This is a genomic window from Bifidobacterium xylocopae, assembly GCF_003315615.1.
GTDB lineage: Bacteria > Actinomycetota > Actinomycetes > Actinomycetales > Bifidobacteriaceae > Bombiscardovia > Bombiscardovia xylocopae.
In genome coordinates, this window is record NZ_PDCH01000002.1 from 1 (window position 1) to 12,929 (window position 12,929).

Genomic DNA, 12,929 nt, shown 5'->3' on the forward strand with positions numbered 1-12,929 from the left:
TTGGCGTGCGCCTGCCGGGCTGCCCCCCCCCCCCCGATGGTGGCGATGGCTAGGGTCATGGCCAGTGCGGTGGCGGTGGTGCGGCGTGTGCGGGTGTGGCGCATGGTGGTGTCGGCTCCTCGAAGATGCGAGAACGGGAGGCGGGCTCGCCCGGCCTGTGCCGTGGCGTGCGCTTCCGTTGTGGTTCCCCTGGTGCGCGCCGGCGGATCCGGTTCCCCAACCGTGGCCGTGGGCGCGATATGCTGCCAGTATAGCAGCGTGGCCGACCCGGGGCCGAAGGCGCCGGCCTGGACGGCCCGCGGGCCAGACGCCGGGGGGGTGTCGGTCGCCGGCGGCGGAAGGCTCAGACCTGGGCGCTGAGGCGGGCGGCCAGCCGGTCCAGGAGCCTGCTGACACCCGGGGCGATGGGGGCGCCATCCAGGGCCTGGCGGGCCTGGCTCAACTGGCTGCGTGCCCCGTCCTTGGCGCCGTCCACCAGGGACGGATGCGCCTGCAGGTAGGCCAGGACCTCCGCCGGGTCGTCTGATTCGAGGACCTGCGCGAAGGCCGGGTCGGACTCCAGGCCCAGGATGACGGGGAGGGTGTAGATGCGCTCCCGGATGTCCTCCAGCTTGGGTTTGCCGGACTCGTGGGCCACGTCGAAGTCGCCGATGTCGTCGATGATCTGGAAGGCCATGCCCAGGTGCTCGCCGAAGTCGTGGGCGGCGGCCAGAAGGTCGGGGGAGGGGTCGGACGTGCCCAGCTTGACGCCGGTCGTGGCCGCCAGGCGGAAGAGGGCGGCGGTCTTGCCGCGGATGGCGCGCTCGTAGTAGGCGCGGGTGACGGCCGTGTCGCCCCGGGCGGACTCCTGCAGGAGCTCGCCGCCCACGATCTCGCAGACCGTGCCGGCCTGCTCGCGGATGAAGGCCGTGTCCGGAGCGATGGAGGCCATGATCTCCATATAGCGCGAGAGGATCAGATCGCCCAGGTAGATGGCGGCCTTGTTGCCCCTGGTGGTGTGGACCGTGGGCCGGCCCCGGCGGGTGTCCGCGTCGTCGAGCACGTCGTCGTGGACCAGGGTGGCCAGGTGGAGCATCTCGATGGCCGCGGCCCCGGTGACCAGGGGGCTGTCGGGACCCAGCGGACCGGAGGCGGCCGGCGCCCCGGCCCGCCCGAACAGCAGCAGCAGGGCGGCGCGGATCATCTTGCCATGGTTGTCCAGCAGCCGCCGGTAGTCCTCCCGGTAGGGGGCCACCGAGGTCTCCTCGCGCCGCAGCCGGCCGACCACCTGCTCCATGTCCCCCCTGAGCAGGGCGCGCTGCCTGTCTGTCATGTGCGACTCAACCTCTCGAAAGTGCCGATGCTCCCAATATAGCAAGGGGAACGGGCCTTGGACCGCCAAATTCCCGTCCCTGGGGGTGGCGGTTGCCCCAAGTGTCTTCCGGTTCACAGTAGGGCGGGCCACGCGAGGTTCCGACCCTTCAGGGCCGCTGGGCTTCGTCCGGGTTCGCGTCGGCGACGGGGCGGTGTCGTCCGAATGGGGGACAGGGCTCGGGCGGGCCGGACGACAGGTCGGCGCGGGCCAAGCCCATAGGCTCGGAATCGTTGCAGGGCCTCACCGTCCCATGGACGGCCGCCCTGGATTCGAGGCGGTCATCGGCTACGGTGCCGCAGGAGGAAGGCGCGACGATTATGTCCATGCGGATAGGGACCACACAGACCGGCCCAGGGGAGGCCAGGATGGCCGGGGCCGGCGGCGGGACAGCCGGTGCCATGCCCGGCAGGAAGCTCGGCCTGATTCTGACCGGCCTCATCATCGCCGTGTCGATGACCAATATAGATTCCACGATCGTCTCCCTGTCCAGCCAGGCCGTGCAGACCGGGCTGGGGTTCACAGCCGGCGGCATCCAGTGGGTGGTCAACGCCTACATGCTGGCATCAGCGGCGGCCTTCCCCATCTGCGGCCACCTGTCCGACCGGGTGGGGTACAAGCGGATCATGCTCATGGGCACGTTCCTGTTCGGGCTGGGCTCCCTGGGATGCGGCATGGTGCCAGGCGGATCGTCCGCCCTCGCGCTCATGCTCGCTGCGCGCGCTCTGCAAGGCATCGGCCAGTCCATGATGTTCCCGGCCGCCATCGGAATCCTCTTCTCGTATTCAGCGCCCGTCAGCCGGGCGAAGAACATGGCGCTGTTCTTCGCGGTCACCGGTGCGATGACCTGCCTGGGGCCGATTCTGGGCTCCTGGCTGGTCACCTACTCCTGGCGTGCCATCTTTTTCATCAACCTGCCCCTGGCCCTCGCCGCCATCGCCATGATCGCCCTGATGATCCCCACCGACTTGCGTTCGGGCGGGGATGGGCATCGGATCGACTGGCTTGGCGGGCTGATCGCGGGCGCGGCCATGGTGGCCCTGATCGTGCCCCTGCAGCAGGGACGGTCGGTGGGCTGGTCCGACTGGCGGATCGTGACCGGGCTGACCGCCTCCATCCTGCTGTTCGCCTTCTTCATCATCTGGGAGCGGCGGCAGGAGCACCCGGTCATCAAGCTCAGGGTCTTTGCAAACGGCCCCTTCGACATCTCCCAGTTCGCCATGTTGGTCGCGGCCGTCATCTTCCAGCCGATCATGTACTTCCTGAGCGTCTACGGTCTTCTGGCCCTGGACCGCTCCACGTTGATGACCAGCCTGTTCATCCTCTACTTCTTCTTCGGCTACCTGGTCTCCGCCATGTTCGGCGCCCGCGTCTTCAGCCGGGGCGGGATGAAGCCCGTCCTGCTGATCGCCGGCCTGGTGGCGGCGGCGGGTTTCGGGTGGATGTCCGTCAGTGCCGGATCATTGGACAAGGGGTTGCCGGGCAACACGCTCTGGCTCTCACTGGCCATGGTGGTCGCCGGCGCCGGCATCGGCTTCATGTTCTCGCCGTCCTCGACCGACACCGTGGACCGGGCCATAGGCGCCTCATACGGCGAGGTGTCGGCCATCAACCAGATGTTCAAGAACTTCGGGGGTGCCCTGGGCATGGCCGTTCTGGGCCCCCTGTGCACGCACTATTTCGCCCGGGACATCCACAGGGGGTTGGGCAAGTACGGGGTGAGCATGGACCAGGCGCGGGCCATCGCCGATTCGGTGGGCTCGGGCTCCGGCTCTTCAGGCGCTGCGGGCTCCCGGCTGGCCGGCATGTCCGAAGTCATGCGTCGGAGCGTCATGGATGTGGTGCGTGCCTCGTATGCGACCGGTTCAGGCAAGGTCTTCGCCGCCATGGCCGTCCTCTCGTTGGGGTTCGTGCTATTGGCGCTGGCCTACCCCCGCAAGCGCACGGACCGAAGATAAGCTAAAGGCAGGGAGGAGGCGCCTATGTCGGATAGCACGGTTGGGGGGATTCCCCAGGCGGGCAGTGCCAGGACACTGACTCAGCGGCGGCGGGTATACACCACCTGGAATTGGTACTTTCTGATCGAGCTGGCCTGCGTGATTGCCGTCGATCTCGCCTTCTCGCGCGCACCGTTGGGGCAGCGGCTGATCTCCGCGCTGCTGCTGGCCCTGCCCTGCCTCTTCTTCGTCCGCTCAATTCTGGGTCGAATCTACGAGAGGGAACCGGCAGCCCAGCGCGAGCCGGTCAGCAAGACAGGTCTGCGCGGATGGATCTTCGCGCTGGCGGTGGTGGTCTGCACCCTGCTCGCCAGCTGGATGGACCGTACGGCGATCCTGGCGCAGATATACGTCATCCCCGCGCTGTTCATCGCCTTTTCCTATCTGCCGGCCCTGGGCATCGTCGCCGCCATGAACTGCGGGTTCGCCGTACAGGCGCTCGCTGGGCTGAGGGTCATAGGGTCCGATTTGGGCGACTCGCTCGTGATGTTCGCCATCACGGTGGTCTTTTCGGCCATGATCGGCGAATCATTCGATGTGCTGGCCCGGACCAACGCCCGCAACCAGCGGCTGCTGGACCAGCTGGAACGGCAGCAGGAGACCATCAGACGACTGAGCAGGCAGGAGGGGGCCCTGGCCGAACGGGAGCGGGTGGCCCGGGAGATGCACGATACGATCGCCCAGTCCCTGGCCTCGATCCTGGCCCTGAGCCGAGCGGTCAGGGCGGAGATGGACACCGACGGCGACCAGGCCGACCGGCACCTGGGCATGATCGGCGAACTGGCCAAGTCCAGCCTGGACGACACACGCCGCATGATCGCCGACTCGGAACCCGCCGATTTGGAGGGCAAGGACCTGGCCGCCGCCATCCGCCGGACTGCCGGGAAAGCGGCCGAACGCTCCGGCCTGAGCGTCGAATGCACGGTTCGTGAACCATTGCCCATCCTGGGGCGCAGGCGGGAAGTGGCCATCCTGCGGATAGCCCAGGAGGCCCTGGCCAATACAATCAAACACGCACAGGCCAGTCGGGTTCGCCTGGACCTGGGAGTGGAGACGGGGAAGACGGGCCGGCGGCTCACGCTGACCGTAAGCGATGACGGCTGCGGTTTCGACCCTGGCCAGGCCAGGCGGCAGGCGGCAGCCCGGCCCGGACACGGCTACGGGCTGGAGGATATGCGCCAGCGGGCGGCCGAATCCGGGGGCAGGCTCACGCTGGATTCACGGCCGGGCTGCGGGACCGAACTGGGCGTGGTCTTCGAGCTGACGCCCCGTCGTGAGGTGGAACATGCAGGGAAAGGGGTGTCATGATACGTATCGTCATGGCGGACGACCACCCGATGGTGCGCGAGGGCATCCGCTCCATGCTGGCCAGGCACGCCGAACTGGAAATAGTGGCGGAGGCAGGTGATGGCGGCGAGGCGCTCGCGGCCGTGGAGGAGCGGCGGCCCGACCTGCTCCTGCTCGATCTGCGGATGCCGGATATGGACGGTCCCGAAGTCACGCGGAAGGCCCTGTCCGTGGATCCGGAACTCAAGATACTGATCCTGACCACCTACGACTCGGATTCGGACATCCTCACCGCCATCGAGGCAGGCGCCCACGGCTATCTGCTCAAGGACGTGGAACCCGACGTACTGGCTCAGGCCATCCGGGACACCGTGGCTGGCCGCACCGTCCTGGACCCCCAGGCCGCAGGGGCGGTGGCCAGGGGTCTCAAGCCCGACCCCCGGCCCACCCTGTCCGAGCGGGAGCTGGCCGTGCTCCGCCTGGCCGCCGATGGTCTGACCAACAGGCAGATAGCCGCCCGCCTCTACCTGGGTGAGACGACTGTCAAGACCTACTTTTCCCGCATCTTCGCCAAGCTGGGTGTCAACGACCGGACCGCAGCCGTCGCCGAAGCCTACGACATGCTCTGAGCGAAGGCGCCTTCGTCCGGTGACTCCTTGAAGGGCCTGGCGGCTGCCGGGGGGCCGCTGCCCGCCAGGTCGTGCTTTTGGGGGAAGGCAGAGGCTGTATTCTCGGGTCTGGTGAAGTAGGGTAATGGTATGAGCGATGCACAGGATTTAATGGCCGCGAGGCGGGGCGGCGCCATTGAGGACGACCGCCCCCTGTCCGTCTCGGCGCGGCTGGGGCGGCTGCAGTTCCACCGCTCGGGCAAGTTCCGCGTCCTGCAGTTTGCGGACGCCCAGGAGGGACCCAAGGTCTCGGCTGACACCGTGCGTCTGATCGCGGCGGCCTGCGACGCGGCCCGGCCCGATCTGGTGGTCTTCTCCGGCAACCAGATCGCCGGCTACGACAGCGCCTATGAGAAGACCTTCCGTAAACGCCGCTGGTCCACCCGCCTGGACCCCGTCTACTCGGCGGGTCTCACCATGAGCCGATGGGTGGGCGACGCCATCCAGGGATTCATGAAGCCCGATCACAGCGAAGGCCAGGAGGACGCCCAGGGGGGCAAGGACGACGCCGCCGGTCGCAGGGAGCGGGAGCTGGGCGACAGTGAGGAGCTGGTCCGGCGGACCATATCCCAACTGGTCGCGCCTCTGGTGGAGCGGGGCATACCCTTCGCCGTGACATACGGCAACCACGACTTCCAATGCGGGCTGGACACCGACCGACTGGATGCCATCTACCGGGAATTCCCCGGCTGCCTGAACCCTGAATCGACCGCCTCGGCCGGTTACGGGCGGCCCCGGCCACTGCCGGCATCCGGTTTGGGCGACCAGCGCGGCTACGCCTGCGAGCCGGGCACGTTCGCACTGCCTGTCGCCGACGAGTACGGGCGGCAGTCCGTCCTGGGCCTGGTGCTGCTGGATTCGGGCGACTACGACCGCAGGGGTGGCTACGGGTCGCCCTCCAAGCGGGCGCTGGACTTCCTGGGACGGGTGCCGGGGCTCGTGGGCCAGCGGTCCATGGTCTTCCAGCACATGCCCCTGCCCCAGTTCTACCGCCTGCTCAAACCGGTCCCCGCCACGACCGCCAACGCCATCCAGGGCTATCGCTCCTTCGATTCGGCCTGCTACACGCTCGATGAGTCCAAGGCCCTGCCCGGTTCCTTCCTGGGCGAGGGGGTCTCCTGCCCGGACCACGACAGCGGGGAGTTCGCGATTCTGCGCAAGTCCGGGTATTTCGCGCTCTTCGCAGGGCATGACCACCGCAACGGATTCGTTGGCGATGTGGACGGGGTGACCTTGGGCGTGACCCCCACCTGCGGGTTCGGCTCCTACGGGCCGGCACCGGCCAAAAGGGCGGCACGGCTGTTCGAGTTCGACATCCGCCACCCCTACCGGCCGCGCACGCAACTGCTTGAATTCGGCCGTTTGGTAGGGCGGTCCAGCTCCCACAAGGCATACACCTTCGCACTCAGCCACATGCCGGTGTCCAAGGGCGACGCCTTCGACCTGCTGCGCAAGCCAGGCCTGCTGGCTGGCGGGCTGGCCACGCTGCTGGCCGGCTTCCTGGCCTCCCACGGTTCGTCCAAGCGCCGGCGCTGAACGCTTCCGGTGCCCAGCTGGGGCCAGGGGGGTACCGGAGGGGTCAGACGCCCAGGCGGCCGCCGACGCGCTGGAGGTTGTCGGTAAGGTATTTGCCGGCTGCCATGACCAGCGGGGCGTAATGGCGGCCGGGGGCCCGGCTCATGCGTTCCACCGGCCCGGAGATGGAGATGGCCGCCATGACCTGCCCGGCGGGGTTGCGGATGGGGGCCGAGATGGAGCAGACGCCCTGCTCGTGTTCGTTGATGGACTCGGCCCAGCCGCGCTTGCGCACGTCGGCCAGGCGGGCGGCGCTGAATGTGGCCCGCATGAGGATCTGGTGGATGCGCTCGGGTGCGTCCCAGGCCAGGAGGATCTGCGAGGCCGCGCCCGCCTGCATGGGCAGGACCGCGCCGACCGGGATTGAATCGCGCAGGCCCGAGGGCCGGTCCAGGGCGGCGATGCATACCCGGTGCTCGCCCTGCCGACGGAAGATCTGGGCGGATTCGCCGGTACGGCTGAGCAGGGTGCGCAGGATGGGGCCGGCTGCGGTCAGGAGCCGGTCCTCACCGGCGGCCGCGGCAAGTTCGGCGAAGCGCGAGCCCAGGGTGAACCGGCCATGCTCGTCCCGGCAGACGAAGCGGTGCCGCTCCAAGGCCGTGGCGAGTCGGTGGGCCGTGGGCCGGGCCAGGCCGGTGGCGGCGACCAGCTGTCCGAGCGTGCTGGGGCCTGCTTCCAGGGCGTCCAGGATTTTGACGGTTTTGTCGAGCACGCCCACGCCGGAGTGGGTGTCGCCCTCGTCATGGGAGGTCTCGTCGGTGCTGCCGAGCCGTGCTTGGTGTATGGCATCATCGAACCAGGTATGGTCTGCTGCTGTGTGTGAAGATTGTGCCATACCCTATAACGGTACATCTCAGTATGTGAACGCAAAGAGTCCGTATTGTTTCTGAAAGCTTACGCGGCCCCGGCCGTCGCCCTTTCGCCGGAAGGCCCGGGGCCGATGGGTTGTGACCCGGTTATCGGCCCCCATGGGGTGTATCTTAAGAGAGGGGTATGGCAGGCTGCGGGGCAGTTATGCCCGGGCTTCGGCATGAGGGGACGCATGAAGGGCAGACACGCGATCGGCGGCGGGGGCCATCCCCGCAGCGGTCCCCGTCATGCGCCGGTGCCGGTTGCGTCAGGGCCTTGGGGGCGGCGCCAGGCGCTGTCCCGGCAGGCGCTGTCCGGACTGCGGGAAGCGGTCGGCACCCAGTCGGTCTTCATTTTCCTCTACATGGTCGCCATGCAGCTGGTCGGATACTCGGTGGGGGTCATCCTCATCGCCGTGCAGGGGCTTCCGGCCGGCGGGGGCATCTCATTCGAACGCACCGTGGCCAACCTGGATGGCTGGCGCATGGCCGAGCTCTACCTGCTGTCCACGACCGTCGCGTTCGTCTTCATGATCCTCTACCGGCGCCGGCAGATCGCCGATCCCGGTCCAGGCGGCGTCTTCCGCCGTTCCAGCCGGCCTATGACCTTTCCTGTCCTGCTGACCGCCCTGCTGCTGGTTTTGGCCGCCCAATCGCTCTCCAAGCTCTATGACTTCGGGCTGATCCGCACCGTCGGCCGCCTGGGTGAGACCGTCGGCGAGGGCGGCGATATGAGCCTGCTCTGGCCGACCTCCGCGGCCCTGCCCATGCTCCTGTACAGCTGCCTGTGGGGGCCGGTCGTGGAGGAGACCGTCTTCCGAGGCGCGGTGCTGGGGGCGCTCAAGCGATACGGTCGCGGGTTCGCGATTGTGACGACATCCTTCCTGTTCGCCCTCCTGCACGGCAACCTATCCCAATCGGTCTTCGCCTTCGGTCTGGGACTGGTCCTGGGATTCGTGGGCTGCGAGTACAGCCTGATCTGGCCCATCGGCCTGCACGTAGCCTCCAACCTGGCCGCCTTCTACCTGCCCAACCTGGTCCGCCAGTCCCTTGCCGGTTACGGGCTCAGGGGGGCGGCCCTGCAGACCGGTGCCGTCTGCTTCTGGGCACTGATCGCCGTACTGGGTGCACTGGTCCTGGTCTGCTGGAGGCACCGTCTGGCGGCATTTCTCAGGGCCGACCGGTCCGCGCCCAACATCTACGCCTCCTGGGGAGGTTTCTGGTTCCTGCTCGTCAGCGGGGTTCAGGCGGTGTTGATCGTATGGCGGCTGGTCCACTGACGCCGGCAGCCGGATCTCGCCCGTCAGCCGGAGAAGCGCCCGCTGCCCGCCACCCACGGCATCAAGAAGGGGTGGCGCTAGACTGGTAGCCGATTGCATCCCGGTCGCGCCCGCGGGCCTGCGTATGTTCGTGTGGCTGGAGGGGCCGGGACGATGGAAGAAGGAAAGAGGGTGGCTATGAGACGGTCTCGGCGTGCGTCGGAGGGGCAGGGGCCCACGGAGGAGGCCGCGCTTGCGGCCCAGGGCACCAGGACGGCCGGCGGCCCTGCTCCGGCCCGTGCGTCTGCTGACCATGGCGACCGGCGGCATCCTCCGGTCAAGCAGGTAAGGATCGCTCTCAACGAGCAATCCGGCGCCTTGATCCTCTACCTGGTGGTCATGCAGCTCATCGGACCGGCTGTGGCCATAGCCTTCATCGTCATGATGGAGAGCGCGCGCCATCAGCCGGTTTCGGTTGATACGGCCCTGGCACAGATGGACACCCGTTTCGCCGGGGTGCTGAACCTGGTCTGCGTGGTCAGCGCCTTCGTCTTCTGGATCCTGACCCACAAGCGTCAGATCGCCGATCCCGGCAGCACCGGCGTCTTCCACCGACGTGAGCACCGCATGACCCCATTGGTCTTCCTGGGCGCGGTGGCCCTGCTCCTGACGGGACAGGCCGTCAGCAGCGTCTACGACCTGGGCTTCAACTGGGTCGTCGAGCATCTCCAACTCAAGGTATCCACCTCGTCCGAGGCCATTCAGGCGGCTTCCGGATCCGCCGTCATGTTCTTCTATGTCTCCTTCTTCGGGCCGGTCGTGGAGGAGATCGTCTTCCGTGGAGTGATTATGAACGCCCTCAAGCGCTACGGCAAGGTCTTCGCGATCATAACCTCCGCAGCCATGTTCGGGTTCTTCCACTCCGACCTGTCCCAGGGCCTCTTCGCCTTCCTCGTCGGGCTCGTCCTGGGCTATGTGGCCTGCGAGTATTCGATTTTCTGGTCCATGCTCCTGCACATCGTCAACAATCTGCTCATCTCGAACCTGGGTTCGCTGGTCATCTCCCGCCTGCCTTCGCAAGCGCAGGACCAGGCCAATCTGGGTCTGTTGGTCTTCGGAGCGCTGTTGGGTGTCCTGGTCCTCTACCTGGCCAGGGAGCGCATCCGTGGTTTCATCCTGGCCAACCGCGCGTTCAAGGGGATCTACGCCTCCTGGGCTGGTCTGTGGTTCCTGGTCTATCTGGTCCTGCAGGTCCTGTTGACCACCCAGGAATTCACACCGTTGCCGGCCTGACCCGGCCGGGCCCCGGTGGATTCGGCTCCGCGCGCATTTTCACGGGGCGCTTACAGTCCCTGTGGCACACTGATGCTTAAGTGGTGAGGTAAACGATCGAACGGCGCGCCGACCGATGTGGGCGAGGGTGCGCACAGAGGAGCTGGAATGGTGGGAGTGAACCCTGAGGAGGATGTCCTGCACGTGGTGGGCGGCAAGCCGCTGGCGGGCAGCATCCAGGTGCGCGGTGCCAAGAACTTCGTCTCCAAGGCCATGGTCGCGGCGTTGCTGGCGCCCGGTATCTCGGTGCTGAAGAACGTCCCCGAGATCCGCGACGTGCAAGTGGTCTCCGACCTGCTGCGCCTGCATGGGGTCAAGGTGGATGTGGAGCCCAGGGAGGGTGTGGTCACGATAGACGCCTCCCATGTGGAGCTTGCGGATGTGGCCGATGTGGACACGCTCTCCGGTTCCTCCCGCATACCCATCCTGTTCTCGGGCCCGCTCCTGCACCGGCTGGGCGAGGCGTTCATCCCCGCCCTGGGAGGCTGCAAGATCGGTTCGCGCCCCATCGACTTCCACCTGGAGACCTTGCGCAAGCTGGGCGCGAAGGTGGACAAGGAACACGAGGCGGGCATCCATATCACCGCCCCTGACGGCCTGCATGGCGCCAAGATCCACCTGCCCTACCCGTCCGTGGGCGCCACCGAGCAGACCCTGCTGGCAGCCGTTCTGGCCGATGGCAAGACCGAGCTGTCGGGGGCCGCCACCGAACCCGAGATCATGGACCTGGTCGCCGTTCTGCAGAAGATGGGCGCGCAGATCTCCGTGGATGTGGACCGCACCATACGTGTGGAGGGCGTCAAGGCGCTGAAAGGCTACCGGCACACGGCCCTGCCGGACCGGATCGAAGCCGCCTCCTGGGCCTCGGCCGCCCTGGCCACGCACGGCGACATCTTCGTGCGCGGCGCCCAGCAGCCGGACATGATGACCTTCCTGAATGTGTTTCGCAAGATCGGCGGCGAGTTCGACGTGCGCGACGACGGCATCCGCTTCTGGCATCCGGGTGGCGACCTGAAGCCCGTGGCGATCGAGACCGACGTGCACCCCGGTTTCATGACCGACTGGCAGCAGCCGCTGGTGGTGGCGCTGACCCAGGCCAAGGGCCTGTCGATCGTGCACGAGACCGTCTATGAGAACCGTTTCGGCTTCACCAAGCCCCTGGTGCAGATGGGCGCCACCATACAGCTGTACAAGGAGTGCCTGGGCTCCCTGCCCTGCCGTTTCCAGCAGCGCAATTTCGAGCACTCGGCGGTCATTTTCGGGCCCACCCCCCTGAGCGGGCAGGACATCGACGTGCCCGACCTGCGCGGTGGCTTCAGCCACCTGATCGCGGCCCTGACGGCCTCCGGCCCCTCAGAGGTGCACGGCATCTCCCTGATCGACCGCGGTTACGAGGACTTCCGCGACAAGCTGGTGGCGCTGGGCGCCGACATCGACTGACGACGGCGACCGTTCCGCCGTTGCATGCGGCAGGGCGAAAGGGCGACCCTCGTTCGGGTGGGGCGCCCCTGCCTTTTGGGGATGCCCGGGTCGCCGGTCGTCCCGCCTGCCGCAACCATGCGAAAAGTCCATGATCCGCCCGTAGGTGGCCGCCTGGGGCACCCATGAGGCACAATAGTGGCATGGTATCGAAAGGCAGACCTTCTCCACGTTCGGCGGTCAGCCCCCTGCCCAGCGGACAGGTGGCCAAACTGGCCCGGGCCCACAGGCTGGCGGACCCGACCCGCTACTATCCGACCGGGCCGCGCACGCCCAACCAGGCGGAGGTCGACGAGCAGAACCCGAAGGCCACGGCCCGCCTCCTGGCCGGCACCTCCCGGGTGATTCGCGCCTCCTGCAAAACATACGCCTGGGGACTGGAGCGGGTACCCGAATCCGGCACCTTCATAACCGCAGCCACCCATGTGACCCAGTTCGATGTGTTCATCCCCATGATGGCGCTCTTCCACATGGGCCGCCGGCCACGGTACATGGCCAAGGCGGAGATGGCCCGCTGGCCCCTGATCGGCCGCTGGTTCCGCTTGGTGGGCATGCAGCCGGTGCCGCGCCGCAGCGGGCAGGCCGAGCAGATCGAGCGTGAATCCATCGATATCGTGACCTCCGGGCGGCCGTTGACCATCTGGCCGGAAGGCACCGTCACACGCGACCCGCTCAAGTGGCCTATGTCCCTGAAGCCGGGCGTGGGTGTGATCGCCCTGAAATCATCGCGGATCCTGGGACGGCAGGTGCCGCTCTTCCCCTGTGTGACCTGGGGGGCGGCCTCCATCAACCACTGGTGGCCCTGGCCACGCAAGAACGTGGTGATGTGCTATGACCGGGCACTGGATTACGCCGACCTGCTGGAAGGCATGGAGGACTGGGGCGAGGAGCCGCCGCGCGAGGCCGTGGATGAGCTCTGCCGGCGGCTGCGGGAGCGGATGGAAGCCATCATGGCCGAGATCCGGGGCGAGGAGCCGCCGGCAGATGGGTACTTCGACTACAGGACGATGACCCGCAAACCCCGCAGGCCCGAGGCCAGGCCGCCGGCCGGTCGGGAGGTCCGGGAGGCGCCAGCAGCGGCCTGAAACGCAACAGCGGGACGACACGGCTTGAAGAGCACCGGCCGGAGTCCT

10 protein-coding genes are annotated in these 12,929 nt (G+C 67.5%); 8 read left to right on the forward strand and 2 right to left on the reverse strand.

The features are described 5' to 3' along the window. Positions 1-343 precede the first annotated feature (343 nt). Entirely contained in the window at positions 344-1,312 is a 969-nt protein-coding gene (locus CRD59_RS01335) for a polyprenyl synthetase family protein (protein ID WP_113852815.1), read from the reverse strand. 359 nt (positions 1,313-1,671) lie between these two features. Between CRD59_RS01335 and CRD59_RS01345 the strand changes: the two genes are divergently transcribed. The 4 genes from CRD59_RS01345 (at position 1,672) to CRD59_RS01360 (ending at position 6,839) form a co-directional block, all read left to right on the forward strand. Beyond that, positions 1,672-3,309 (forward strand): MFS transporter, encoded by a 1,638-nt coding sequence (locus CRD59_RS01345; protein ID WP_113852817.1) that lies wholly within the window; start codon positions 1,672-1,674, stop codon positions 3,307-3,309. 24 nt (positions 3,310-3,333) lie between these two features. Then, positions 3,334-4,656: a sensor histidine kinase gene (locus CRD59_RS01350; protein ID WP_113852818.1), complete on the forward strand. Its 1,323-nt coding sequence runs from the start codon at positions 3,334-3,336 to the stop codon at positions 4,654-4,656. Next, the gene (locus CRD59_RS01355; protein ID WP_113852819.1) at positions 4,653-5,264 is read left to right on the forward strand and encodes a response regulator; all 612 of its coding nucleotides are present in this window, start codon (positions 4,653-4,655) and stop codon (positions 5,262-5,264) included. The genes CRD59_RS01350 and CRD59_RS01355 overlap by 4 nt, the downstream gene beginning before the upstream one ends. 129 nt (positions 5,265-5,393) lie before the next feature. Then, a complete protein-coding gene (locus tag CRD59_RS01360) occupies positions 5,394-6,839 on the forward strand; it encodes a metallophosphoesterase family protein (RefSeq protein ID WP_113852820.1) in 1,446 nt (481 codons plus the stop codon). Positions 6,840-6,882: 43 nt separating this feature from the next. Here the strand turns inward: CRD59_RS01360 and CRD59_RS01365 are convergent, their stop codons facing one another. After that, the gene (locus tag CRD59_RS01365; protein WP_113852821.1) at positions 6,883-7,713 is read right to left on the reverse strand and encodes an IclR family transcriptional regulator; all 831 of its coding nucleotides are present in this window, start codon (positions 7,711-7,713) and stop codon (positions 6,883-6,885) included. Between the two features lie 207 nt (positions 7,714-7,920). Here CRD59_RS01365 and CRD59_RS01370 point away from each other — a divergent pair, with 207 nt between their 5' ends. From CRD59_RS01370 to CRD59_RS01385, 4 genes are all read left to right on the forward strand, one after another. Beyond that, positions 7,921-9,006: a CPBP family intramembrane glutamic endopeptidase gene (locus tag CRD59_RS01370; protein WP_161522246.1), complete on the forward strand. Its 1,086-nt coding sequence runs from the start codon at positions 7,921-7,923 to the stop codon at positions 9,004-9,006. A gap of 177 nt (positions 9,007-9,183) precedes the next feature. Then, positions 9,184-10,278, forward strand: a complete 1,095-nt coding sequence (locus tag CRD59_RS01375) for a CPBP family intramembrane glutamic endopeptidase (RefSeq protein WP_161522247.1) — start codon at positions 9,184-9,186, stop codon at positions 10,276-10,278. Positions 10,279-10,425: 147 nt separating this feature from the next. Further along, on the forward strand, positions 10,426-11,757 hold the full coding sequence (murA, locus tag CRD59_RS01380) for a UDP-N-acetylglucosamine 1-carboxyvinyltransferase (protein WP_113852824.1): 1,332 nt from the start codon (positions 10,426-10,428) through the stop codon (positions 11,755-11,757). A 182-nt stretch (positions 11,758-11,939) separates the two neighbouring features. After that, positions 11,940-12,881 (forward strand): lysophospholipid acyltransferase family protein, encoded by a 942-nt coding sequence (locus tag CRD59_RS01385; protein ID WP_113852825.1) that lies wholly within the window; start codon positions 11,940-11,942, stop codon positions 12,879-12,881. Positions 12,882-12,929: the final 48 nt, after the last annotated feature.

Bases quoted from the DNA above. Each gene is read 5' to 3' on its own strand.
- CRD59_RS01335 (WP_113852815.1), bottom strand. From the start codon at position 1,312: ATGACAGACAGGCAGCGCGCCCTGCTCAGGGGGGACATGGAGCAGGTG.
- CRD59_RS01345 (WP_113852817.1), top strand. From the start codon at position 1,672: ATGTCCATGCGGATAGGGACCACACAGACCGGCCCAGGGGAGGCCAGG.
- CRD59_RS01350 (WP_113852818.1), top strand. From the start codon at position 3,334: ATGTCGGATAGCACGGTTGGGGGGATTCCCCAGGCGGGCAGTGCCAGG.
- CRD59_RS01355 (WP_113852819.1), top strand. From the start codon at position 4,653: ATGATACGTATCGTCATGGCGGACGACCACCCGATGGTGCGCGAGGGC.
- CRD59_RS01360 (WP_113852820.1), top strand. From the start codon at position 5,394: ATGAGCGATGCACAGGATTTAATGGCCGCGAGGCGGGGCGGCGCCATT.
- CRD59_RS01365 (WP_113852821.1), bottom strand. From the start codon at position 7,713: ATGGCACAATCTTCACACACAGCAGCAGACCATACCTGGTTCGATGAT.
- CRD59_RS01370 (WP_161522246.1), top strand. From the start codon at position 7,921: ATGAAGGGCAGACACGCGATCGGCGGCGGGGGCCATCCCCGCAGCGGT.
- CRD59_RS01375 (WP_161522247.1), top strand. From the start codon at position 9,184: ATGAGACGGTCTCGGCGTGCGTCGGAGGGGCAGGGGCCCACGGAGGAG.
- murA (WP_113852824.1), top strand. From the start codon at position 10,426: ATGGTGGGAGTGAACCCTGAGGAGGATGTCCTGCACGTGGTGGGCGGC.
- CRD59_RS01385 (WP_113852825.1), top strand. From the start codon at position 11,940: ATGGTATCGAAAGGCAGACCTTCTCCACGTTCGGCGGTCAGCCCCCTG.